This window comes from Ectopseudomonas khazarica (assembly GCF_017915135.1).
Lineage (GTDB): Bacteria > Pseudomonadota > Gammaproteobacteria > Pseudomonadales > Pseudomonadaceae > Aquipseudomonas > Aquipseudomonas khazarica.
Map to the genome: position 1 here is coordinate 1,933,634 of NZ_CP068551.1, position 21,274 is coordinate 1,954,907.

At 62.2% G+C, this 21,274-nt stretch carries 23 protein-coding genes and 2 tRNA genes; 18 read left to right on the forward strand and 7 right to left on the reverse strand.

The features are described from left to right. The first annotated feature begins 5 nt into the window (after positions 1 to 5). The 10 genes from JLK41_RS09160 to JLK41_RS09205 all read left to right on the forward strand — a co-directional run bounded on the left by JLK41_RS09160 (position 6) and on the right by JLK41_RS09205 (position 4,999). The gene (locus tag JLK41_RS09160) at positions 6 to 641 is read left to right on the forward strand and encodes a hypothetical protein (RefSeq protein ID WP_210390831.1); all 636 of its coding nucleotides are present in this window, start codon (positions 6 to 8) and stop codon (positions 639 to 641) included. Between the two features lie 41 nt (positions 642 to 682). Then, positions 683 to 1,270: a hypothetical protein gene (locus JLK41_RS09165; protein ID WP_210390832.1), complete on the forward strand. Its 588-nt coding sequence runs from the start codon at positions 683 to 685 to the stop codon at positions 1,268 to 1,270. Continuing rightward, on the forward strand, positions 1,254 to 1,523 hold the full coding sequence (locus JLK41_RS09170; protein ID WP_210390833.1) for a hypothetical protein: 270 nt from the start codon (positions 1,254 to 1,256) through the stop codon (positions 1,521 to 1,523). Before JLK41_RS09165 ends, JLK41_RS09170 begins: the two co-directional genes overlap by 17 nt. A 10-nt stretch (positions 1,524 to 1,533) precedes the next feature. After that, positions 1,534 to 1,995 (forward strand): hypothetical protein, encoded by a 462-nt coding sequence (locus tag JLK41_RS09175; RefSeq protein ID WP_210390834.1) that lies wholly within the window; start codon positions 1,534 to 1,536, stop codon positions 1,993 to 1,995. A gap of 12 nt (positions 1,996 to 2,007) precedes the next feature. Then, positions 2,008 to 2,781, forward strand: a complete 774-nt coding sequence (locus JLK41_RS09180) for a glycine-rich domain-containing protein (RefSeq protein WP_210390835.1) — start codon at positions 2,008 to 2,010, stop codon at positions 2,779 to 2,781. Next, on the forward strand, positions 2,778 to 3,362 hold the full coding sequence (locus JLK41_RS09185; protein ID WP_210390836.1) for a hypothetical protein: 585 nt from the start codon (positions 2,778 to 2,780) through the stop codon (positions 3,360 to 3,362). Before JLK41_RS09180 ends, JLK41_RS09185 begins: the two co-directional genes overlap by 4 nt. Then, the gene (locus tag JLK41_RS09190; RefSeq protein ID WP_210390837.1) at positions 3,359 to 3,814 is read left to right on the forward strand and encodes a hypothetical protein; all 456 of its coding nucleotides are present in this window, start codon (positions 3,359 to 3,361) and stop codon (positions 3,812 to 3,814) included. The genes JLK41_RS09185 and JLK41_RS09190 overlap by 4 nt, the downstream gene beginning before the upstream one ends. A gap of 65 nt (positions 3,815 to 3,879) precedes the next feature. Next, entirely contained in the window at positions 3,880 to 4,317 is a 438-nt protein-coding gene (locus JLK41_RS09195) for a cell wall hydrolase (RefSeq protein WP_047586687.1), read from the forward strand. After that, a complete protein-coding gene (locus JLK41_RS09200) occupies positions 4,317 to 4,736 on the forward strand; it encodes a hypothetical protein (RefSeq protein WP_210390838.1) in 420 nt (139 codons plus the stop codon). The genes JLK41_RS09195 and JLK41_RS09200 overlap by 1 nt, the downstream gene beginning before the upstream one ends. Further along, positions 4,733 to 4,999 (forward strand): hypothetical protein, encoded by a 267-nt coding sequence (locus tag JLK41_RS09205; protein WP_210390839.1) that lies wholly within the window; start codon positions 4,733 to 4,735, stop codon positions 4,997 to 4,999. The genes JLK41_RS09200 and JLK41_RS09205 overlap by 4 nt, the downstream gene beginning before the upstream one ends. Positions 5,000 to 5,006: 7 nt before the next feature. Here JLK41_RS09205 and JLK41_RS09210 read toward each other — a convergent pair whose 3' ends face one another. Further along, positions 5,007 to 5,417, reverse strand: coding sequence for a hypothetical protein (locus JLK41_RS09210; RefSeq protein WP_210390840.1), 411 nt, complete (start codon positions 5,415 to 5,417; stop codon positions 5,007 to 5,009). A 587-nt stretch (positions 5,418 to 6,004) separates the two neighbouring features. Between JLK41_RS09210 and JLK41_RS09215 the strand changes: the two genes are divergently transcribed. Further along, positions 6,005 to 6,220, forward strand: coding sequence for a hypothetical protein (locus JLK41_RS09215; RefSeq protein ID WP_244976488.1), 216 nt, complete (start codon positions 6,005 to 6,007; stop codon positions 6,218 to 6,220). Between the two features lie 7 nt (positions 6,221 to 6,227). Here JLK41_RS09215 and JLK41_RS09220 read toward each other — a convergent pair whose 3' ends face one another. Both JLK41_RS09220 and JLK41_RS09225 read right to left on the reverse strand, forming a co-directional pair. Then, a complete protein-coding gene (locus tag JLK41_RS09220) occupies positions 6,228 to 6,923 on the reverse strand; it encodes an SOS response-associated peptidase (RefSeq protein ID WP_210390842.1) in 696 nt (231 codons plus the stop codon). Positions 6,924 to 6,939: 16 nt separating this feature from the next. After that, positions 6,940 to 7,446: a hypothetical protein gene (locus tag JLK41_RS09225; protein ID WP_210390843.1), complete on the reverse strand. Its 507-nt coding sequence runs from the start codon at positions 7,444 to 7,446 to the stop codon at positions 6,940 to 6,942. Positions 7,447 to 7,667: 221 nt separating this feature from the next. Between JLK41_RS09225 and JLK41_RS09230 the strand changes: the two genes are divergently transcribed. Continuing rightward, positions 7,668 to 8,657: a hypothetical protein gene (locus tag JLK41_RS09230; protein WP_210390844.1), complete on the forward strand. Its 990-nt coding sequence runs from the start codon at positions 7,668 to 7,670 to the stop codon at positions 8,655 to 8,657. A gap of 215 nt (positions 8,658 to 8,872) precedes the next feature. Here the strand turns inward: JLK41_RS09230 and JLK41_RS09235 are convergent, their stop codons facing one another. From JLK41_RS09235 to JLK41_RS09245, 3 genes are all read right to left on the reverse strand, one after another. After that, entirely contained in the window at positions 8,873 to 9,421 is a 549-nt protein-coding gene (locus JLK41_RS09235; protein WP_047587813.1) for a cytochrome b, read from the reverse strand. Positions 9,422 to 9,555: 134 nt separating this feature from the next. Next, positions 9,556 to 9,632: transfer RNA gene (locus JLK41_RS09240), tRNA-Met, on the reverse strand. Positions 9,633 to 9,747: 115 nt separating this feature from the next. Further along, positions 9,748 to 9,824, reverse strand: a tRNA-Met gene (locus JLK41_RS09245). A 592-nt stretch (positions 9,825 to 10,416) separates the two neighbouring features. On the opposite strand from JLK41_RS09245, the gene JLK41_RS09250 reads away from it, so the two are divergent. From JLK41_RS09250 to JLK41_RS09270, 5 genes are all read left to right on the forward strand, one after another. Next, positions 10,417 to 11,637: an EAL domain-containing protein gene (locus tag JLK41_RS09250; RefSeq protein ID WP_210390845.1), complete on the forward strand. Its 1,221-nt coding sequence runs from the start codon at positions 10,417 to 10,419 to the stop codon at positions 11,635 to 11,637. 275 nt (positions 11,638 to 11,912) lie between these two features. Continuing rightward, entirely contained in the window at positions 11,913 to 14,996 is a 3,084-nt protein-coding gene (locus tag JLK41_RS09255) for a YadA-like family protein (protein ID WP_210390846.1), read from the forward strand. 62 nt (positions 14,997 to 15,058) lie between these two features. Next, positions 15,059 to 15,985, forward strand: coding sequence for a hypothetical protein (locus JLK41_RS09260; RefSeq protein ID WP_210390847.1), 927 nt, complete (start codon positions 15,059 to 15,061; stop codon positions 15,983 to 15,985). A gap of 207 nt (positions 15,986 to 16,192) precedes the next feature. Beyond that, positions 16,193 to 17,146, forward strand: coding sequence for a LysR family transcriptional regulator (locus JLK41_RS09265; RefSeq protein ID WP_244976489.1), 954 nt, complete (start codon positions 16,193 to 16,195; stop codon positions 17,144 to 17,146). A gap of 46 nt (positions 17,147 to 17,192) precedes the next feature. Beyond that, complete coding sequence (locus tag JLK41_RS09270; RefSeq protein WP_210390848.1) at positions 17,193 to 18,155, forward strand: LysR family transcriptional regulator; 963 nt, start codon at positions 17,193 to 17,195, stop codon at positions 18,153 to 18,155. Positions 18,156 to 18,168: 13 nt separating this feature from the next. On the opposite strand, the gene JLK41_RS09275 is transcribed toward JLK41_RS09270, so the two are convergent. Further along, entirely contained in the window at positions 18,169 to 19,116 is a 948-nt protein-coding gene (locus JLK41_RS09275) for an AraC family transcriptional regulator ligand-binding domain-containing protein (protein WP_175253533.1), read from the reverse strand. Positions 19,117 to 19,402: 286 nt separating this feature from the next. Here JLK41_RS09275 and JLK41_RS09280 point away from each other — a divergent pair, with 286 nt between their 5' ends. Beyond that, on the forward strand, positions 19,403 to 21,265 hold the full coding sequence (locus tag JLK41_RS09280) for a DUF1302 domain-containing protein (RefSeq protein WP_210390849.1): 1,863 nt from the start codon (positions 19,403 to 19,405) through the stop codon (positions 21,263 to 21,265). The last annotated feature ends 9 nt before the right edge of the window (positions 21,266 to 21,274 follow it).

Here is a 21,274-nt window from a genome sequence, read left to right on the forward strand (position 1 = left end):
TACCCATGCAGTTCATCAACAATTGGACCTATCAGCTGGAGGGCGTGCTGGCCGTCGACGCGCCAGCTTTGCCCCTGCCGCTGGGAGCAATTGAGCGGCTTGGCCTGGCTGAAGGGGTTGAGTACCTGGTTGTTCTCGCGGGCGCTCCGCCGCAGCAGGTGGCGGGGAGTTTCGAGGTCGTGCGCATCGTCGGCGGTGCCGGTGGCAGCTACACGCTGCAGCGCGGCGAGGAGGGGACCACCGCTGCACAATGGCCGGCCGGTACCCTCATCTATGCGCCCGTAACTGCAGGGCACCTGTCATCGTTCGGTACAGGGCCGAGCGATAGCGGCTGGATCACTCTCAGCACGGCTGCGGGCGTTTCCGGCGTAATCTCCGGGCGGAAGATCGGCAGCGTTGTCTATCTGCGTGGCGAAGTGTCCTTCAGCCCGGCATCGGCATTCGTCGACACCGCCATTGCGCAGTTGCCCTCTGGCTGGGAGCCCGCTGCAGAGTTGGTGCTGTACACGTCGAACAGAGACGTTGATCAGAATTTCTCGATCACCCCGGCCGGGCAGTTCATCTACGGCTTTCCGAGCTGGACTGGCGAAGCAGGCGCCGGGGCTCTGGCATTCGACGGCATGTCGTTCCCGGTGGGCTGATAGCCGCCCTGTTCTATCCCGAAAATTAGGAGTAGCCAGCCATGCAGCCGGCCTGCCTCGACTTGCCCGTCATTCCGGGCGCAACGAACCGAAAACCGCTCTACCTGCTGCAGCCGCGCTTCGAGCGCAAGGCCATCAGCGAGATCCTGAAAACCCCGTCGCTACAGCTCACCGTGCCGGCCCATGGCCTGCCGGCCGAGTGGCCGTGCTGGGTGGAAGGCGTTTCTGGCTGGAGTGCCCTCAACCGCCAACCGCCCCAGCAGGCGCCCTGGATGGTGGGCGTGATCGATGCCGCCACGGTGGAGATCAACGCGCTGAACGGCGCCGAGCAGAACGCCCGTGGCGGCTGGCTGGTGTATCAGCCGGGCGTCGACCTCACCGATGCCACGGCCAAGCTCACCTTGACCGGCCCTGGCTACAGCCTGGAGCTGACTACGGCAAACGACGGGCTGCAGGTGCTGGGAGTGGGGCGCCTGAACATCGTGCTGACGCCCACTCAGAGCGCGGCCATCCCACTCGAGGGCGTGACCTACGCCTTGGACATCACATGGAGCAACGGTGACGTCGACCGCTGGCTGGATGGCCCGGTGACTGTGCGTCGAGGGGGTGGCCATGGCTGCTGCACCTGATGTGATCGTAGCTGGCCAACCCTTCGTGCTGGTGCACCAGCCTGCTGCGCCCGCTGCGATTGTGGTGGCACCGGGCACGCAGGGGCCGCCCGGGCGCAACGGGGTTGGCGCGGGTGGCGTCACCTACATCCAGGACCACGCGCCCACCGGCGCGAGTGAAAGCGAAACCTGGTGGAACCCGCTGACCCTGCAGCTCAAGGTCTGCCACAACAACGAATTCGAACCTGTGTCGCCAGATGGCGGCCACTTCTGAGGAGCCAACCATGGCCGATATCATCCGCATCAAACGCTCTGACGCCACCTCCGCTCCGGCCAGTCTGGCCGCAGGCGAACTGGCCTACTCGGAGGTCTCTGGCTACCTGTACTACGGCCGCATCAGCGATGGGGCGCCGGTGATCATCGGCGGCAAGGCGCTGAAGGACAAGCTGGATAGCCTCAGCTCGAGCGACCTGAGCGACTTCGCGTCGGCGGTGGGTACCGTCATCGCTGCCGCCAGCATCGGCGCCCTGGCCGATGTTGACCTGACCGACGCCGCGAATGGCCAGGTGCTGATCTACCGCGACGGCATGTTCGAGATGGAGGCCATCCCCAGCGGCGTCACGACCTTCATTGCACTGAGCGATACGCCGGCGAACTTCACGGGGGCTGCGGGGCGCTTCGTGAAGGTCAACGCCGGCGCATCGGGGCTGGAGTTCGTCGACGGTATCGACGGCGGCACCTACTGATCGGGGGCCAGCATGTCAGATCGTATCCAGCTCAAGCGCTCTGATGTCCCTGGCAGGGTGCCGGCTGCTGCCGACTTGCTGGTGGGTGAGTTGGCGGTGAACACCGCTGACGGGAAGCTATTCATCAAGTTGGCGAATGGCTCTGTTATGGAGTTGGGAGGCGGCGTGGTAGCGATTCGGAAATCACAGTTGATCACTTCGAGCGGGACGTGGCTCAGGTCTCCGAACCAGATCGGCGATGTGGTCGATGTGACCCTGGTCGGTGGTGGCTGCTCTGGTGGGTATAGCGGCGGCAACGTGCTGGGCGGATGGAGTGCGCAGTTTGCCGTAGAAGCTCCTGTGGACATTGGGGCTGCCACATCGGTGACTTGCACGGTAGGCACTGGCGGCGCGTCCGCCACCGGCCTCAACACTGCGCCGAGTCCTGGCGGCACTACGTCCTTCGGGGCGTATCTCAGCGTGCTGGGTGGCTCGACAACCTCGTTGATAGGTGCGGCTCCGGGCGGTTTCACAACGTCGACGACGGCAGCAGCGACCGCGCAGGGCACTGACACGAACTATGCGCTTGCTGGTCGCTTAACCGTCTCGGGGACTGCGAGGGCGACCGGTGCGGCCGGACTTATGCTGCGCACTGCCCCGATCCAGCTCGCAGCCTTCGCAGGGGTAATGACAGGTGCTCAGGGCTACGGAGCTGGTGGCGGGGCATGGCGTGATGCGTCTGCCGGCTACCAAGAGGGGCAGAACGGCATGATTCTTGTTGAGTGGTGGGAGGCTGTAACCCCATGAAATATGCACTGATCGTTTCCGGCCGGGTTCACAGCACGCCCGAGTACGAGGCTCTGCCGGTGTTCGCCCCGAACATCATTCTGATAGAACTCCCGGAGGCCTCCCCAGTCGCACCTGGCTGGCTGTACGCCGATGGCCAGTTCATGCCCCCGGCGCCGGCCGAGCCGCCGATGGCGGAGCGCCTGCGCGAGAACAATGCCGCCTATGAAGCCGCTACCGGTCAGTTGACTGCTGACTATCCGCAACTGGAGAAAGACACCTGGCCTACGCAGGACCAGGAGGCGTCGGCGTGGTTGCAGGACCCGCTTGGTGCTCAAACGCCATGGGTCGACAGAGCTGCTCAGGTGCGCGGCCTGGATCGTGAGGAGTACCTGCGCCGAACCCTGGTGAAGGCCCGCCAGTTCGTGATCATGTCCGCCTGGCTTACCGGGCGCCGGCAGGGTTATGAGGATGCCATCAAGGGCGGTGGTGCGCCTGCCCTCGACTACCAGCTCCCGCAGGAGGTGCTGCTGGAGCTGCAGGCGATTCAGCAAACAGTGATGACTGCGCCAACGGCGCAGCTGCGGGAGGAGTTGGCATGACGCAAGTACAACTGGCGCTGTACAAGGGCAAAGGGCAGATCGGCAACGCGTTGATCCGCTGGTGGACCCGCAGCCCCTACAGCCATTGCGAGCTGGTGCTCGGCGGCTACTGCTACAGTAGCTCGGTCATGGACAAAGGGGTGCGCCGCAAGCGCATCGGCACAGGGGAGGATGAAATTTCACTCAGCGCCGAACACTGGGACCTGATCCCGCTGCCGGCGGCTGATTCTGCTGCCGTGATCGAGCACTTCCTGCGCACCGATCCGGATTCCTATGGCTGGCCATCGCTGATCATGAGCCAGGTGTTCAACCGCAACCGCCAGGTTGAGCACGCAGCGTTCTGCAGCGAGTGGTGCGCCGCCGCCCTGGGCCTGCCCAACCCAGCCAGCTACAGCCCGCACACGATAGGCGGACTGTGCGGCTGGCTGAGCGAGCGCCACACCGGCCCTTGATCCAGCAGCGATCGCTCTACCTCGATGCCCGCCCCGTGCGGGCTTTTTTGTGCCTGGAGAAACCCATGACGCAACGTGAACAAGACATCGACGTGCTGGCCCGCACCATCTGGGGCGAGGCGCGTGGCGAAGGCCTGGCAGGGCAGATCGCCGTAGGCTGGTGCATCCGCAACAGGGTAGAGATGGACCTGCACAACGACGGCAAGCCCGACTGGTGGGGTGAAGGGTACGAAGGCGTGTGCAAGGCACCCTGGCAGTTCAGCTGCTGGAACCAGAACGACCCGAACTCGGCCTACTTGCGCGGTGAAAAGCAGATCCCGGCCGGCCAGTTCATGCAGTGCCGTGAGGCTGCCCTGGCGGTGATCGATGGCCATGAGCCCGACCCGACTGGCGGTGCCACTCACTACTACTCCACCACGCTGAAGAAGCCGCCGGCCTGGGTGGCGGGAGCCACCCGCACCTGCAAGATCGGTCGGCACATCTTCTTCAAGGAGGTGCCGTGATGGCTGCTTGGCTGAAGCTGGTCCCGTCCTGGGCCTGGCCCTGGATTGCTGGTGCGGTACTGGCCTTGGTTGTTGGCGCCGGCCAGCAGATCCGCGTCATCAGCCTGCAGGCCGACCTGCAGGACGAGCGCACGGCGCGTCTTGATGACGCTGGCAAGCTGGGGGCCTGCAGATCGACTCGCACCACACTGCTCGGCCAGGTCATTGAGCAGAATGCCGCGCTGGCGGACCTGCGCGGCGCGGCGCAAGCGCGTGCTGCTGAGGTGCGGGCCATCCAGCAGCAGGCCGAGGGCTTGGCACAGCAGGCCGACCAGCTGGCGCAGCAGGTGCTGCAGGAACGCACGCCGGCCGGCGTCGATGCCTGCACTGCTGCAAGCCAGGCATTCGACGATGAGCTACGGCGGGAGCGTGCGCAATGAAGCGACTGATAGCTGTCCTGTGCCTGGCTCTGGCTGGTTGTGCCGGCCAGGTGGCTGAGACGCCCGAACCACAGGTGGTGCGCGTCGAGGTGCCGGTGCAGATCCCGTGCCGCACCGAGCGCGTACAGCGGCCGGTGTTCGCCGTCGACGTGCTGCCCATCGGCGCCACGATTGCCGAGCAGATGCGCGCGCTGCGTGCTGATCGCCTGCAGCGGAAGGGGTACGAGCTGAGGCTGGAGGCTGCTGTCGAGGCGTGCCGCTAGTCCGTTCTCATGCCATGTAGGCCAGCACGGGCAGTACGTCCTGTGGCGCCCGCCCGGTGATGACAAGGAAGTGCCGCCACACGCCGTAGGGCACCTTCCGCTCGCCCTGCTTGAACTCGCGTACGCGCCGATCACCCGACAGGCCCAGCAGCTGGGCCAGCTTGCGGTCGGTGTTGTACTCGGGGAAGTGGTGCTGGAAGTGGCGAAAGTAGGCGCCGACGATATCGGGGTGCGGTGCGTGCCAGCCTTCGGCCTCGCGTAGCAGGTGCGTGCGCGGATACTGGCTCTCGTCCACCTCCTGCTGTGGCGGCACCCGTGGCGCTGCCAGGTTCTGGCGCAACTGTTCAATGGCCGCCTCGGTCGCTGCGGTGAATACCAGCGCCTGCTGATCTGCAATGCCGGGTAGATCGATCTTCATGTCATGTCCCTGGGTTGTGGTTGAGAGTAGGGGGCCTTTCGGCCCCCGTCTCACCGTGGTGACAGCTCAATCGAGCGAACGTCTGAAACACGGATGTTGACCAAGCTCAGTGTCCCTGTCGCTATCTCTTTCCAGTGGCCTCGCTGGTGAATGCTCGTCAGCGCGTAGAAGAGGTAGTCAGGCAAGAGGATGTCAGTTCGGTCTACCCGGACTCCAATGTGTTCAGGGTTGAACACTCGGACCGGCTCGCCGCATCGCTCTGCTGAGCCCCGCCGAACTATCCAGAAATGCGCCTCGGGGTAGTTCGTGCGGATGGTCGCCACATCTGAGAGATTCATCTCGTTCCTCTCGGTGGCAACGACTAGCCCCCTCGGGTCGAGTGGCTCTCTGCGTGCCACCAACGGAATAGATATTAGGCGCATTGCGCCTATGTGTAAAGCATTATTTAGGCGCAATGCGCCTATTATTTGGGCGCGCCCGTCTTCGCGATGCGGTCTGAGGTAGACTGCGGTCTTTCTTCTTTGCGGGGTGGTGGCGTGCTAGTAGTCCGGGTAGTTGGCAAGCGGCCGATCAAGCTTGAACGGAAGTTGAGCGAGTCGGGTGGCTGGGGGCTTTGGGATTTCCATCGGGCCGAAAGCTCTTACACGCTCGGTGTGAAGACGCACCGTCTCGCGCGCATTAAGCCAGCAGAACCGGCAGCGGGTAAGCCCGTCGAGCTGTTCATTCTGCGCGATGCATCGGCGCCGGAGTCTGAGTGGATCGCATTTGGTGAAGGCGTCGCGGCTTACGAATCGGACAGTTGATCCAGTGTCACGCTACCTCGATGGGCTCCAGCAGCTCGGGGTAGTCGTTGCGGTTGTTGCCGACATCGGTCGTGACCGGATAGACCTCGAAGTCCTCGCGGCTGGTTGCGATTGCGGTATGCACCGCCTCGGCGCTGCTGGACGGCGAAAGCCATAGCTCGAACTGTTGGGGTTCAAGGATCACCGGCATGCGGTGATGCACCGCCGCAACCGGTCCGGCCGCGTCCTTTGTGAGCAGGGCGCACGACAGCACCTGGTTGCCTTCGGTGCTCGTCCAGATTGACCACAGCCCGGCGATGGCCAGCATGCTGTCGTCTGCGGCGTGGTGGTAGTAGGGCTGATTGACCTGCCGGCCGGCGCGGTTGCGCACTTTCTCTTTCTCGTTCCACTCATACCACCCGAGCGCCGGCATGATGCAGCGTTGCGAGCGGATCGCCTGGCGCCACATCGGCTTGTTCGCGGCTTCCTCGCTGCGGGCGTTGAAACTGAGCGAGGGGAGGGCCGGCTTATTCCACCAGTGCGGGACCAGCCCCCAGCGGGCGCCGTCGAGTTCGAGCTGGCCTTGTTCGTTGAGGCGCAGGAGCGGCACCTGGGTAGAGGGTGCCACGTTGTAGCGGCGTATCCACTGCCATGAATCTCGGGCGCCAATGTGCCAGTACTGCTCAATGGCGCGATCATCTGGTGACACGTAGCGACCACACATGACGCCTCCTGTTGGTCTAGCTGGCCACCCAGCGTCGCAAGTCGAGGTTGCGCCGCAGGGTCATCCGCCATGGCTCACCTGTTGGGCGGTGAATCACAAGGCCGTCGAGGGTGCCGATGACGACTGGAGAATAGTCGACATACTGGATGATCCGTGGAACGACGCCAGGCGTTTGGCTGACACAGCCCAGCAACGATAAATCTGGCGCTGTCAGGTGGCCGCCCTCGCCGATCTTGGCGACGATGGTGTCGCCTTCGTGCACGTCATATTCGTAGTTCAGGGTCCAGGCTTGCTCGGCATCAGCGTTGAGGCGGGTGAAAGCCTGGTACTTGGCATACGCCTCGGTGACGAGGTGGTTGCGGATATCCAGCGAGATTTCGCTGAACTGCAGCAACGCATTGGCGCGGTCGCGCAGATAGGCATAGTGCTCATCCGCGAGGTTCCGCCAGGCGGCGTCGTAGCGGTAGGAGGTGATCCAGTTTGTGAGGCTGGGCCGCCTGTGTTGGAGGTCGTAGAGGTCCATGTAATTACTGTATTTGCATACAGTGTATTTTGTCTATCCATGAAAAAGGCCCGGCGCCGTGGGGGAGTCCCTGCGGCGCCGGGCCTTTTTTTGTGCCTGTGGGAAGGCTTAGGTAATGATAGCGGCGAGTGATATGGACTAGATCTGGCCCTGGTGGACCTGGATTGCTTTCTAGATGGCGTTTCGCTATACCTGGCCAAAATACATCCTAGGAAGATCAGATGGACTTAAGGAAGGAAATTCAGCGTAATCCTGTGGCAGATGAGGTTCAGGCACTAATTGCGGTGGTTATACCGATCCTTCAGGGTGTGCTATTCGCGATCAAGCAGGAGGCGATTGCTGATGCGGGGGGATTGCCAAGCATTAGGCTCCGGCAGCTGCCGCGGCTCTATCGTCCCGGTGACGGAGATTGCGGCATCTGCTTTGAGTACGCGATTCATGATGCCATCTCTAATGGTAATCAGCTGATCTTGGACCGAATAGATACCGCGCTGAGCCAGCACTGTCGCATTCGTGGTGGGAATCCAGACTCCATTCTCTTTGGTGCCGAAAAAACGGGTGCTGTGCAGCTAATCCAAACTGCCAGAGAGATCCTAACGGACGATTCATCCTTGCTTTCAGGCAGTAAGGGCCGGCCGGTTAAGCTCAAGAAGCACATTGATTCTGTTGCGTCTGCTTTCCGTAAGCGAGCAGAGAGGGAGCTGCTGCCAGCGTCAATCAATGGCCTATGGAAGGCTGACTTGTTCGTTGGGCGGGCTGATCCCGACCAGTGGGTGGGGACCACAGTGAAGATCAACCCTAGGCAGCTTGAGGGGGCTAAAGGTTTGCGCCTGGCGATAGTGCCTTCACAGCAAGGCCGCAATGATGCGATTCGATTCGACGATCAGCGTAATCTAATTGTTGCTCCTGTTCCCTATGATGCTTCTTTCATGGAGGTCTTCTACCAAGGGTGGCAGATTGTGCAGCAGTTCATCCATGCTGATGCAAGAGTCCCGCGAGAGGTTGCTTTGCCTCGCCCACCGGATCGTCAAGTGTGCCGTTTCCTTGAAGAGCGCCGGGAGTTTCCAATCCTTGATGTTATTGAGGCACTCAGGCCGATGGCGCAGCCACACCTGCTTGAAACGAGGGAGGAGGCTTTGGAGATAAATCTGAGAAAGGGCGCCTCCAGTGATACCGGTTTAATCGTTGCTCCTGTCCCCGCCCGGGACTAGGAATGAAAAGGCCTGGACAGCTATGCCCAGGCCTTTTTTGGCTTACAGAAAAAGTTTACTAAATGTGCCTCATGGGCAGCCAAGAGAGACGAAACCGACTTTGGGTGTGGCGGTGGACATGCGGGCTAACCTCTACGGGCGCCTGCGGGCGCCTCTGATCAAAAAGTGCGCAATTCTAGCGGCGCTCAGGGCGCTTGACCAGAGGCGTCTTCACCTCAATTGCGTCCGGGCAGCATGCGGGTCAGGGTGTTGTCGCGCATCACATAGTGATGGTACAGACCCGCGACGGCATGCAGGCCGATCAGCCAGTAGCCGGCGGTACCGGCCAGCTCGTGCAGCTCCTTGATCTGCCCGGCCAGCGCCTTGTCCGGGCCGATCAGTGCGGGAAGCTCGAGGCCGAAGAAGGGGATGGGTTTGCCGGCGGCGCTGAGGATCAGCCAGCCGGCCAGCGGTGCGCCGATCATCAGGGCGTACAGCGCCAGGTGCATCAGCTTCGCGGCCAGCGCCTGCCAGGATGGCTGCGGCGGTACGATCGCCGGCGTGCTGCCCAGGGCCCGGGCCAGCAGGCGCAGCCAGACCAGAGCGAAAACGCCGAGGCCGAGCATGAAGTGCCATTGCTTGAGCAGTTCGCGGGTATCGCTGCCCTTGGGAAAGTTGCCCTTGAGTTCGATGCAGGCGTAGACGGCGGCGATCAGGATCAGCATCAGCCAGTGCAGGCCAATGGACAGGCTTCCATAGCGTGGTGGGGTGTTCTTCCAGTTCATTCAGGCTTTCCTCGGTCAATGTCCTGCGTCTGTGGCAGGTACGCCAAGAATAGGCCGATTGCCTTAAGCGAAGCTGAGGGAGGTCAATGCCGGAAACGAAAAAGGCCACTCGATGAGTGGCCTTTTTCTGAAGGTGGTTGCGGGAGCAGGATTTGAACCTACGACCTTCGGGTTATGAGCCCGACGAGCTACCAGACTGCTCCATCCCGCGCCGGCAATTCTACGCTTGCTTGAAACGTTGTCAATCGATTTGTTGCTCTTGATCGAAAAAGTTAATTTTTCGCCAAAGCAAAAAGGCCACTCATTGAGTGGCCTTTTCGTGAAGCTGGTTGCGGGAGCAGGATTTGAACCTACGACCTTCGGGTTATGAGCCCGACGAGCTACCAGACTGCTCCATCCCGCGTCTGTGGGTCGGCATTCTACCGACAGATATCTTCCTGTCAACCGCTATTTGCTAGAAAACTGTTTTCAACTCAGATGCTTAGCGTCAAACGCTCGTTGGACTTCAGGGGCCAGGCCAGGCTGGGCAAGGCCGCGAGGGGGGGCTGCGCAGCGAATCCATGGGGTTGCTCGACCCCGATGCGTGGGCCCCCCAGTCTACGGTCGGCAGCCCCCGGTGACGCTGAAGTCAAAAGGTGGCTTGCCGGTGCGGATCACCAGAACCTTGCCGAGGCGCTTCTGGCTCCAAGTCCTCCCGCGGCGGGGCAGCAAACCCGTTCAAAGCAGTACGAAGTCGAACTTGGCGCAAGCGCTGGTCGTTTGTTCAACAATGTTTAACGGTGATTCTCGATTTTCGATATTGATGGTGAATTTGAAAATAATTACCGTGAGCTGAAACAAGTTTTAGTGATGCCTGGCTGAATATCGAGTGTCGCCACTCATGTTTTGCCGGTCGTGGAAGGTATTGCCCTGTATGAGCGAAAGTTTGCAGCGGGTGGTAATGACGAGTCGAACTTCAAAGGGAGAAGACACCGGCGCAGCCACGGAGGCCATGTATGTCAAAGTTGGGTGATGCTTGCATCGAGACTGGTTTTGCCGGGTTTACACATATCTTCGTCATGTTGCGAAATCTCGAACATGTTCGCACGGTCTATGGTGACGATTTCGTGCATGCGCTGGTTAAGGAGATTTCGTTTCGGGGGCATAGTCGGGGCGCCATCATTTCCATGGTGGGTGAGGGCGCTTTTCTCATGCACATGCATGTGGGCTTTCCAACCAGTTACAACCTTGCCCTGCAGGAACTCGAGCGCTGGCAGTTGGTCTTGAGCGCGCCACCCTTTGAGATAGAGGGTACTCCGATATTCCCGGTACTCTCGGTCGGTTTTGTCACGCTCGATCTGTTTGGTGCTCCATCTCTTGCGGAAATCAACCAGATAACTCCGCCCGCACCGATGCCGTTGCCGGAGGTGCATTGCTCCACCGACTGGCGCCTCTCCTATGAGAGTGACATGGAGTTTGCGGCTTGCTTCTACCGGGGCCTGGGCAGGCAGGATTTTGCGCTCGCCTTTCAGCCGATCGTGTCGCTTGGCGAGGCTGGGGAGACGCTGTACGAGGAGGGCCTGCTGCGTTCAGTCGAGAACCTGGCGCATAGAACGACTGCTGGGGAAGACACGATCAGCACGCTCGAGAAGCTGGGTTTGATTCGTCGTCTTGATCGCAGCGTGGTGCTGAGCCTGCTGGGCATGTTGCGGCAGGAACCTCAGGTGAAGCTTGGCTGCAACATATCTTCGAGCAGTGCAGTGGATGATGCCTGGTGGATATCCATTCTGGAGTTGCTGGCGCTGCGACCTGATCTGGCGTCCAGGCTGACGGTGGAAATTACCGAGTATCTGCCGATGCTCCATCCTGAGACGGCTGTTGATTTCGTTCGACGCCTGCAGACGCTGGGCTGCAGGATCGCAATAGATGATTTCGGTTCTGGATTCACGACGCTGGATTTCGTCAGGCGCGTTCAGCCGGACATCATAAAGATTCACGCGGGTTATCTCCATCGGGCGCGTGAAAGTGAACAATCCGTAGAGGTACTTAGTAACCTGGTCGGTATTTCATCACGGTTCGCCCCCAATGTTGTTATCGAGGGAGTCGAGAGCGAAGAAGACCTCGTCTTGGCCAGAGGAACTTCCGCGAACTGGGCGCAGGGGAACCTATTCAAGGCTCCCCAGTTGTGGCCGAGTTGGTCACGCCATCCTCTTTTTATTCGGAGTTCGTCGTTATGAGCGCCTCTGGAAGTTAGCAAATCCTGCGCGATACCGCCTGCACAACGTTCAAGTTTGCAGGCTGCTAGTTGATGGTGCTGCAAGTCGAATGGCTCGTCGTCATATGAATCAAGGTGCCTGTTCGCCTCGGGTTTCAATGCGCGCGTTCATGTTGGTTGGAGTGACCCTTATTGGTGTTGCAGATTGATAGAGAGTTTCTCTCGATAAGGGAACTTATGAGTCCGATTGATTGCTTAGTCCGGGATATCTTTCGCGGCCCCGTCAGGGTTGTATCCGTGTGGAGAACGCGTTACGGCACGTCCCGTTCGGTTGTTGTGCGGCGTGGCCTGCTGGCCGTCGGGCTGATTGGCGGCGTCGCATCGCTCTCTTCGGTTGAGGCCTATGAGGTGGCCGGTGGTACCGATTGCGTGGTCGCTGCCGATGACCGCATCGCGATCGGGGACGGCGCCAGCGCTTGCGAGAACGCGGCCATCGCCATTGGTAGCGCCGCTACGGTCACCGGTATGGACGGCATCGCCATCGGTTCGCAGTCCCAGGCCAGCGATATCAATGCGATCAATATCGGGGGCAACTTCAGCCTGTCTTCTGGTGCCAACTCGATTGGCATCGGCATGCAAGGCCAGGCGGCGGCTGGCAACGCCATCTACCTCGGGACCAACGCTCAGGCCATGGCGCTGAACGCAATGGCCCTGGGGGGCGAGTCCCAGGCATTGGGCGAGTCTTCCGTGGCCCTTGGCGCCTACGCCAATGCCGTTGGTTCCTACAGCCTGGCGCTGGGGGGCGGCGCGCAAGCTCAGTCGAGCGGCATGATCGTCATCGGCTCACTGGCCGGATCGGGGGCGATGGGCGAGCGGAACCTGATGGTTGGACAGAGCGCGGGCCAACAGATACAGGGTATCGACAATGCGTTCGTCGGCTTCGACGCGGGCTCCTACAGCGAAGGACAAAGCAATACCGGCATGGGGCATTTCACCTCGAACAATGTGCAGGGTGATTACAACTCGGCGTTCGGGGCCTGGGCGGGGCACAACGTTACAGGCACTGCCAATACGGCCATCGGTCTGGACGCCGGAATCGATCTGACGGGGTCTTACAACTTTGCCGGGGGAGCCGATGCCGGCAGGGATTCCAGTGGCAGTGCCAACGTCGCGACGGGCTATCAGGCGGGGCGGACCGTGAATGGCGACAACAACGTTGCCATCGGGTTATCTGCTGGCAGCAGTGTCATCGGTGCCGCCAATATCGCGCTGGGCGTTAGGGCTGGCTCGACGATCGAGACGTCGAACTCCGTCTCGATCGGCTATCAGGCCAGGGCATCCGCGACGGATGCCATCGCCATCGGCAGCAATGCCCAGGCGTCAGGCATTCAAGCGATCAGTATCGGCTTCGGCAACAGGGTCAGTGGCAACAAGTCCGGCGCCATTGGCGACCCGACGACCGTTTCCGGGACTGGGTCCTATTCGCTGGGCAACGACAACAGCATCAGCGCCGACGATGCGGGGGTGTTTGGCAACGGCAGTACGTTGCGGGCAACGGCTACCGGCAGTCGCATCATCGGTAACGGTAACGACCTGGATGTGACCGATGCTTTCGTGATCGGCAACGTGGCGGATGTCACGGTGGCCGGAGGCGTGGCCCTGGGTAATGGCTCCATCGCCGATACCGGCATGGGGATGGCGGGCTACAACCCGGCCAGCAACGCCATCGACCGCCTGGATGCGCGCATCGTCGCGACCGAAAGCACCACGGGGGCGTTGGCGGTGGGGGATGCCGGGAGTGCGGTCTTTCGTCAGATCACCGGTGTGGCTGCCGGTACCGAAGACAGCGACGCGGTCAACGTGGCGCAGTTGCGCAGTGTGAGTACGGCGGCCTATGCGGGATGGGGACTGAGTACCGGAGGCGGCGGGGCGATTAACCTGGCCCCGGGTGGTGAGGTCAATCTGCGCAACGCCGATGGCAACCTGGTCATCGGCCAGGCGACCCGCAACGGCCGTGAGGAGGTGACCTTCGACCTGAGCGATGACCTTTCGGTGACATCGCTGTCCGCCGGGAACGCCCTGCTCAATGGCAATGGCCTGACCATCGTGGGAGGGCCGAGCCTCACCGCCAGCGGCATCGACGCTGCCGGCACCCGCATCCTGAACGTCGCGGCAGGCGTGAATGGCGGCGATGCGGTGAACCTGTCCCAGCTCAACGAGACCAACGAGCAGATCACCCTGATCGATGGCCGGGTCAGCACGCTCGAGGGATCGCTGGCCACGCTCAACAATGGCGGCGGTATCAAGTACTTTCGCGCCAGCTCGAACAAGGCCGACGCGGTGGCGAGCGGTACGGACTCGGTCGCTGTGGGGGCCGATGCCCAGGCCACGGGCTCCAGCGCGCTGGCCTTGGGTGAGCAGGCCAGGGCGACTGGCGACAGGAGCGTGGCCATTGGCGCCAATGCCAGTGCCAGCCAGGCCAATTCGGTGGCGCTGGGCGCAGACTCGGTGGCCGATCGCGGGGCACAGGCGAACTACACCGCCTTCGCGCTGAGCGAAACGCAGACTTCCGTGGGTGAAGTCGGTGTCGGCACTGCCGCAGGGAATCGGCAGATCACCGGGGTGGCTGCCGGCTCCGAGGACAGCGATGCCGTGAAAGTCGCCCAGCTCAAGGGCGTCGACCAGAAGATCGCCGCGGTCAGCGGCGATGTGAGCCAGGTGACGAACGAGGTGAAGGTCGTCGATGCGCGTGTCACCCAGGTCGAGCGTGGTGATGCCGGCATGTTTCGGGTCAATCAGGGCAATGCACCGGTCGCGCCTCAGGCCGGGGGGCTGGACTCGGTCGCTGGTGGCTCGGGAGCCGTGGCCTCGGCTGGCAGCAGCGTGGCCATCGGCACCAGAGCCAGTGCCACCCGGGAAAACTCCGTCGCCCTGGGGGCCAACGCGGTAGCGGATCGTGACAACAGCGTCTCGGTCGGCAGTGCCGGCGCGGAGCGCCAGATCACCAACGTCGCGGCCGGCACTCAGGACACCGATGCAGTCAACCTCGCTCAGCTGAACAGCAGCGTCAACGGCATCACCAGCAACGCCAACAGTTACACCGATCAACGTTTTGCCGAACTGAAGAGCGACCTGCACGAGCAGGACGACATCCTCAGCGCCGGGATTGCCGGTGCCATGGCGATGGCCAGTCTGCCGCAGCCCTATGCCCCGGGCGCCAGCATGACTGCGGCGGGGCTGAGCAGCTATCGCGGCCAGTCCGCCCTGGCCATTGGTGTGTCACGCATTTCCGACAGCGGCAGGTGGGTGACCAAGCTGCAGGGCAACACCAACAGCCAGGGCGACCTGGGGCTGTCGGTCGGTATCGGCTACCAGTGGTGACCCTTCTTTCCCGAGAGCAGATGTAGCCGGCATTTCCAACATTCGAAGAACCAGAGGCACCTATGCTGAACATGACCGTTCCGAGCGGGAAAAAACCGCTGCTGCGCCCCTTCGGCATCACCCTTTTCGTGATGCTGACAAGTCTGGCTGGCTGCCGGAGCGAGCAACCCGCCACGCCGACCGTTCCGCGCAACTGGGTGAATATTCCGGCGCTGCCGATCATTCAGGATGCCGTGTTTTCGTTGTCGCCGACCTTCGCGGGGCAGCGCAACCACGCCGTGATGATGCAGGTGTGCGGACTGGCTCGTGGACAGGCCAAGCAGGAGCAGGTCAACGCATTTCTCGTTCAACAGAATGTCGATGTTGCCCATGTTCCCAAGCACGGTCACGACCTGTCGTTGCTGGTCAATTCTGACCGCCCAGCGCAGGCCACTGCCTGTGCCGCATACCTGGCGACCACGGTGCTGTCGCCGGTGGATGTGTCCGAGCTGACGGTGGCCGTCCCTCAGGGTGAGACGCAGAGCAAGGCGCCCGAACAGGGTAACCAGCCGGTCTTGCAGGTCGACAATGCCCGCCTTGCCAACGTGTTGCCGCTCAAGCTGGCAGCAGCACGCGCCAACGCCGATGTGTTTGTTCTGATCGCCGCCGAGTTGCAGCGTCGCCCCGGTCTCACGGTCAACGAGTACCGCGAGCAGGCGACGCAGTTGTTCGAGAAGCTCGCGTCGGTCTATCTCGAGTGCATCGAGGCGCAGCTGCCGCCGGCAGGCTCCACGTACAAGCTGCTGCAGATGGACACTGATCGCTTCGCCTTCAGCAGCTCGGTGGGCAGTCTGTTCGAGTACGGTCGTGACGGCATGACCCTGCGCCAGAATGGCGTGATCTGGTACGGCCAGGGTGAGCTGATGGGGCAGGCCTATCCGTTGCAGGTGGCCTATTTCGAGCCGGCGATCGACGGTTTGCTGGCCCCGAGTGTCGAGCAACAGCCTTGAGATACTCCTGTGTGGTGCCTTGTCCCGAGATGAGCCGGTGTCACCGCGGAAATCATCAGGCAGCTGCGTATCCAGGCCGTACCTGACACGCCTCGCTCCGCTTGTCATCCCCGCTTTGCACCTGGACTACGCTTGACCTGAGGAAGTATCACCCCACTGTAGGCAAGGCCGCCTAACCCTGACCCTTGAGCGCGTGGAGTGGCTTCTATGGATAAGTTTGGCGCGATGCGAATCCTCTGCCGGGTGGTGGACCTGGGGTCGTTCAGTCAGGCCGCCAACTCCCTCGGCGTTCCCAGTACGCGGATTTCACAGCTCGTATCCGATCTGGAGAGCGAGCTGGGAGTACGGCTTCTGCAGCGAAGTACGCGGGTCATGAAGCTGACCGTCGACGGTGCGGCCTACGTGGAGCGCTGCCGGCAGATCCTGGACGATGTCGATGAACTCGAAGCGAGCATGAGCGGTGCGGTCAGTGCACCGAAAGGCTACCTGCGGGTGGATGCCCAGACCTCGATCTGCCGCTGGATTCTCGCGCCCCGCCTGACCGAGTTTCGCCGTCGCTACCCCATGATCCAGCTTCATCTGGGTGTCTATGACCGGGCTCGGCATCTGCTGGAGAACGGTATCGACTGCGCCATACGCAGTGGTCATCTGAATGACTCATCGCTCATCGCCCGTCACCTCATGGATGTGTCGTTCCAGCTGTATGCAAGCCCGGGATACCTGGAGCGCTTCGGTGTGCTGGATTCACCGGGGCGCCTCGAACAGGCCGATTTGCTTGGCTGGTTCAACTCCGAGTCGAATGCTGCGAAGCCCTGGTGTCTGTACTCGGAAGACGTCGAGTACGACCTGAAGAAGTCCCCCGGGCTGGTGTTCGACGACCCCGAGTCTGCGGTTTCTGCGGCGCTGGAGGGGGGCGGGATAACCCTTTCTCCGCGCTTTGCCTTGGACAGCCATATCGCCCAGGGACAGCTGGTCCCCGTGCTTCCGGCATGGCATTTCATGGCGCAGCCGGTGCATATCGTCTACCCGACCAGCCGCCACCTTTCGGCCCGGGTTCGGGCGTTCGCCGATTGGGCCGTTGAAGTGATGTGCCCGGACGGGGCATTTCCCCGGCCCGCCCTGGCGCGCTCCCAACAGGCGCCGGACCGGCGCCCTGGATGATGCGGCGTCCCTGGCCTGTCTATCGTTGTCGTTCAAGGTGACTCATATGGACAAGTTGAGTGCGATGAGGACCTTCAGTTGCGTGGTCGAGCATGGATCGTTCAGCCGGGCTGCCGATGTGCTCGGTATACCCAAGGCCCGGGTATCCCAACGGGTCGCCGATCTGGAGAAAGTGCTGGGTGTGCGCTTGCTGCACCGTACCACCCGTGCCGTCAGCCTGACTGCCGATGGCCTGGTGTATGCCGAACAGTGCCGGCAGGTCCTGGACAGCATCGAGGAACTCGAGGCGCGCCTCGCAGGGGGGACGAGCTCGCCCAGGGGGCGCTTGCGAGTGGAGACGCAGACGGCGTTCAGCCGATGGATACTGTCTCCGAAACTGATCGAGTTTCGCGATCGCTATCCGCAGATCCAGGTATTGCTCGGTGCCCACCATCAAGTGAGAAACCTGCTCGAAGATGGAATAGATTGTGCCATCCGCGGAGGCCCTGTCGATGACTCTTCGCTCAGTGCGCTCCACGTGATGGATGTGCATGCCGGCCTTTATGCCAGCCCGGGCTACATGCAGGATTTCGGGCCCACTGCAGAGCCAGAGATGCTCGAGCGGGCCGATCTGGTGGGCTGGTTCGACCCGAGAACCAACACGCCGAGGCCCTGGTTCCTGCGTTCGGGCGCATCCGCGTACGATCTGAAGCGTCCGCCGAGGCTGCTGCTGGATGACCCTGAGTCCGCGGTTGCCGCCGCCACGATGGGCGCAGGTATCACGCCTGCTTCCCCGTTTGCCGTGGAACACCTGGTGAGGCAGGGTCGGCTGGTTCCGGTATTGCCTCAGTGGCACCTGCGACCGCAGCCCGTGCACATCGTCTATCCGGCCAACCGCTTCCTGTCGGCCAGGGTCCGGGCCTTTGTCGATTGGGCCTTTCAGATGATGAGCAACGACGCCAAGCTGCACCTGCGTCCGCACGACCTCGTGGTGATCAGCCATGCCGGGGCAGCTGCCTCGACCCCTTAGGCCGGTGCTGGCCTCAGTCATCCCCTCGCCAACGCCGCCGCGCATGCTGGTAGGCATCGAGATCGCTGTAGCCCAGACGGGTGGCAATCTCCGCAGGCACCACGCCCTGCAACTGCAGCTGCTGCTCCAGCTCCAGACGTACCAGATCGAGCAACTGGCGGAAACTCAGTCCCTGCTCCTCCAGGCGTCGACGCAATGTCCGCGAGCTCAGGTGCAAGGCGCTGGCTTGCTCCTCCAGCCCGGGTACGCGACCCTCACTCAGCACACGGCGCATGCCCTGGGCTGCCTTTCCCGCCCAGCCACTGAGCTGATGTTGACGAGCCAGGCAGCGATCCAGCTCCTGGCAGACCACCTCGAACATGCCGGCATGGCGAGTCTGCAACGGCACCTTGCGGTCGGCATGTGAATAGACCAGCCGGTTGCTTGGGCAGCCGAAACGCACGGATTCACCGAAGACCCTCCCGTAGTGTTCGTGGTAGCTCGGGCGAGGGTGGGCGAAGTCGATCCGCATGGGTTGCAGCTGGCCCGAGTTGGCCTCGTTGGTCAGCGTCATGCACATGGTGAAATAGTGCTCGATGATGAAGCGTGCCAGCATTTCCGGCGCCTCCACCCACACCTCTATCGCGGCGCCGGCCTGCTCCTCGACATAGTTCACATGGTCCATGTCCGACGCCAGACGCGCATAGCGGGCCCAGAAACGCAGCGCCTCGTCGACGTTCGCGCAGTACTTGCTGGCGTGCGCCAGCATGTGGCGATCCTGTGCGCTGAAGTGGGCGAACAGGTTCAGGCCGATGGCGGGGTCGTGCTGCTGCGCTTCGGTCAGCAGTTGCTCCAGGCTGAACATGCTGTAGTCGCCCTCGCGGCAGCGCTGAGTGCCACGCAGGTAGCGTTCCAGTACCTCCCCCAGAGCACCGCGGTGATAGCGCTGCAGATTGGCCACTCCTAAGGGGATTCTGTCCATTTCGCGCCTGCCACTGAGTGAGCTCTACAGGCTTTCATTATCCGTGTATCGCCCAGTTGGGCAAACCGATAAGAAGCAGCCAGGAGCGCGCACCTACTCACCGACAGCTCAACACGTGTCGTCGTGGCCCAGCCTCCCGACGACAGCAATGGCGACGCTCTTCAGTCGGGCGAAGTCGTCGGGGCGTCACGGCTTGCGGGTCGAGCGATCGAGCACAGCTCGAGCTGCGATCCGCAAAAAACCGTCTGTTGCAACCTACAAGAACAAGAGAAGAGGTACTCATCCCATGAACGCCCATCATCTGCCCTGGCGGCAGGCACGCCTTGCCGTTGCCGCCAGCCTTGCCAGTTTCGCTTGTGTGCCGTCATCGGCGCTGACCTTCCAGCTCGGCGAAATCGAAGGCCAGTTAGACTCGAACCTCTCGGTCGGCGCGGCTTGGGCGCTGCGCAACCCCAAGCCAGAACTGATCGTCTACCACAGCGGCGACGATGGTCGGCGCAACTTCGAGCAGGGCAAGACCTTCTCGAAGATCTTCAAGGGCATTCACGACCTGGAGCTCAGGTATGGCGACAGCGGCGTGTTCCTGCGCGGCAAGTACTGGTACGACGTCGAGCTCAAGGACGAGCATCGTGAGTACAAGGCGATCGACGACCGCGAAGCGAAGGAGGGGGCCAAGTCCGCCGGCGCCCAGGTGCTCGATGCCTTCATCTATCACAACTACCTGATCGGTGAGCTGCCGGGCGCCGTGCGCCTTGGCAAGCAGGTGGTGAGCTGGGGCGAGAGCACCTTCATCCAGGGCGGCATCAACAGCATCAATCCGCTGGACGTTGCCGCCCTCCGCCGCCCGGGCGCGGAAATCAAGGAAGGCCTGATACCGGTGAACCTGTTCTACCTGTCGCAGAACATCACCGACGACCTCTCCGTGGAGGGCTTCTATCAGCTGGAGTGGGATCAGACGGTGGTCGACAACTGCGGCACCTTCTTCTCCCAGACCGATGTGATCGCCGAGGGCTGCGATCAACTGCGCACGGGGCCGGCTCTCGATCGGAGCGCTACCGCCCAGACGGCGCTTGCCCCGTTCGGCATCGAGCTGACGGGGGAGGGCGTCAAGGTGCCGCGCAGTGCCGACCGCGATGCGCGTGACAGCGGTCAGTGGGGAGTGGCGTTGCGCTGGTTCGCCCCGCAGTTGAACAGTGAATTCGCCGGCTACTTCATCAATTACCACAGCCGTCAGCCTTATTTCAGTACCACGACCGGGCCGAATACCCGCAATCTCGATTTCGCTCCGCAGCTGTGCGCCCACCTCGGCATTCCCAGGCCGGGTTGCGCCGGTTTCATCGGCAGTGCTGCCGGGCAGGGCCTGGTGCAGGCATACCGTCTGGGAAGCGCGCGTTACTTCGCCGCCTTTCCGGAGGACATCCGCCTTTATGGCCTGAGCTTCAATACCAGCCTGGACAGTGGTACCACGCTGGCGGGCGAGATCAGCTACCGGCCGAACATGCCGGTGCAGATCAACCCGCTGGACCAGGTGCTGGCAGTGCTCGGGACGGGCGCCGCCACGCCGCTGGTGAGCTCCGGCGACACGGCACTGGGCAATGACATGGACATCTATGGCTACCGCCGCAAGGAGGTCACCCAGGCGCAGATCACGGCCACGCATTTCTTCGATCAGGTGATGGGTGCCGACCGGCTGATACTGGTCGGTGAGGTTGCCAGCACCTGGGTCGGCGGACTGGAGGGCAAGGGAGGCGTGCGCTATGGCCGCAGCACGCTCTACGGGCCGGGCGAGCTGTACCCCGACAATGCCCTCTGCACCGGTGCCACCAACGCCAGTTCGCCAGGCAACTGCACCGACGAAGGCTTCACCACGCGCCATGCCTGGGGCTATCGGGTACGGGCGATCTGGGAGTTCAGCAACCTGATCCCCGGTGTACAGCTCAACCCCAATCTGGCCTGGTCCCACGATGTCAGCGGCTACGGCCCGGAGCCGGGTTTCAACGAAGGGGCCAAGGCCATCAGCCTGGGCCTCGACGCCAGCTACCTCAGCACCTACAGCGCCAGCCTGTCGTACACCGACTATTTCGGCGGTGATTACAACGTCAACGTGGACCGCGATTTCGTGGCGCTGAGCGTTGGCGTGTCATTCTGAGCGGAGAGC

What these genes read in the sequence shown, in the direction of transcription:
- JLK41_RS09160 (WP_210390831.1), top strand. Translation starts at nt 6, where the DNA reads ATGCAGTTCATCAACAATTGGACCTATCAGCTGGAGGGCGTGCTGGCC.
- JLK41_RS09165 (WP_210390832.1), top strand. Translation starts at nt 683, where the DNA reads ATGCAGCCGGCCTGCCTCGACTTGCCCGTCATTCCGGGCGCAACGAAC.
- JLK41_RS09170 (WP_210390833.1), top strand. Translation starts at nt 1,254, where the DNA reads ATGGCTGCTGCACCTGATGTGATCGTAGCTGGCCAACCCTTCGTGCTG.
- JLK41_RS09175 (WP_210390834.1), top strand. Translation starts at nt 1,534, where the DNA reads ATGGCCGATATCATCCGCATCAAACGCTCTGACGCCACCTCCGCTCCG.
- JLK41_RS09180 (WP_210390835.1), top strand. Translation starts at nt 2,008, where the DNA reads ATGTCAGATCGTATCCAGCTCAAGCGCTCTGATGTCCCTGGCAGGGTG.
- JLK41_RS09185 (WP_210390836.1), top strand. Translation starts at nt 2,778, where the DNA reads ATGAAATATGCACTGATCGTTTCCGGCCGGGTTCACAGCACGCCCGAG.
- JLK41_RS09190 (WP_210390837.1), top strand. Translation starts at nt 3,359, where the DNA reads ATGACGCAAGTACAACTGGCGCTGTACAAGGGCAAAGGGCAGATCGGC.
- JLK41_RS09195 (WP_047586687.1), top strand. Translation starts at nt 3,880, where the DNA reads ATGACGCAACGTGAACAAGACATCGACGTGCTGGCCCGCACCATCTGG.
- JLK41_RS09200 (WP_210390838.1), top strand. Translation starts at nt 4,317, where the DNA reads ATGGCTGCTTGGCTGAAGCTGGTCCCGTCCTGGGCCTGGCCCTGGATT.
- JLK41_RS09205 (WP_210390839.1), top strand. Translation starts at nt 4,733, where the DNA reads ATGAAGCGACTGATAGCTGTCCTGTGCCTGGCTCTGGCTGGTTGTGCC.
- JLK41_RS09210 (WP_210390840.1), bottom strand. Translation starts at nt 5,417, where the DNA reads ATGAAGATCGATCTACCCGGCATTGCAGATCAGCAGGCGCTGGTATTC.
- JLK41_RS09220 (WP_210390842.1), bottom strand. Translation starts at nt 6,923, where the DNA reads ATGTGTGGTCGCTACGTGTCACCAGATGATCGCGCCATTGAGCAGTAC.
- JLK41_RS09225 (WP_210390843.1), bottom strand. Translation starts at nt 7,446, where the DNA reads ATGGACCTCTACGACCTCCAACACAGGCGGCCCAGCCTCACAAACTGG.
- JLK41_RS09230 (WP_210390844.1), top strand. Translation starts at nt 7,668, where the DNA reads ATGGACTTAAGGAAGGAAATTCAGCGTAATCCTGTGGCAGATGAGGTT.
- JLK41_RS09235 (WP_047587813.1), bottom strand. Translation starts at nt 9,421, where the DNA reads ATGAACTGGAAGAACACCCCACCACGCTATGGAAGCCTGTCCATTGGC.
- JLK41_RS09250 (WP_210390845.1), top strand. Translation starts at nt 10,417, where the DNA reads ATGTCAAAGTTGGGTGATGCTTGCATCGAGACTGGTTTTGCCGGGTTT.
- JLK41_RS09260 (WP_210390847.1), top strand. Translation starts at nt 15,059, where the DNA reads ATGCTGAACATGACCGTTCCGAGCGGGAAAAAACCGCTGCTGCGCCCC.
- JLK41_RS09265 (WP_244976489.1), top strand. Translation starts at nt 16,193, where the DNA reads ATGGATAAGTTTGGCGCGATGCGAATCCTCTGCCGGGTGGTGGACCTG.
- JLK41_RS09270 (WP_210390848.1), top strand. Translation starts at nt 17,193, where the DNA reads ATGGACAAGTTGAGTGCGATGAGGACCTTCAGTTGCGTGGTCGAGCAT.
- JLK41_RS09275 (WP_175253533.1), bottom strand. Translation starts at nt 19,116, where the DNA reads ATGGACAGAATCCCCTTAGGAGTGGCCAATCTGCAGCGCTATCACCGC.
- JLK41_RS09280 (WP_210390849.1), top strand. Translation starts at nt 19,403, where the DNA reads ATGAACGCCCATCATCTGCCCTGGCGGCAGGCACGCCTTGCCGTTGCC.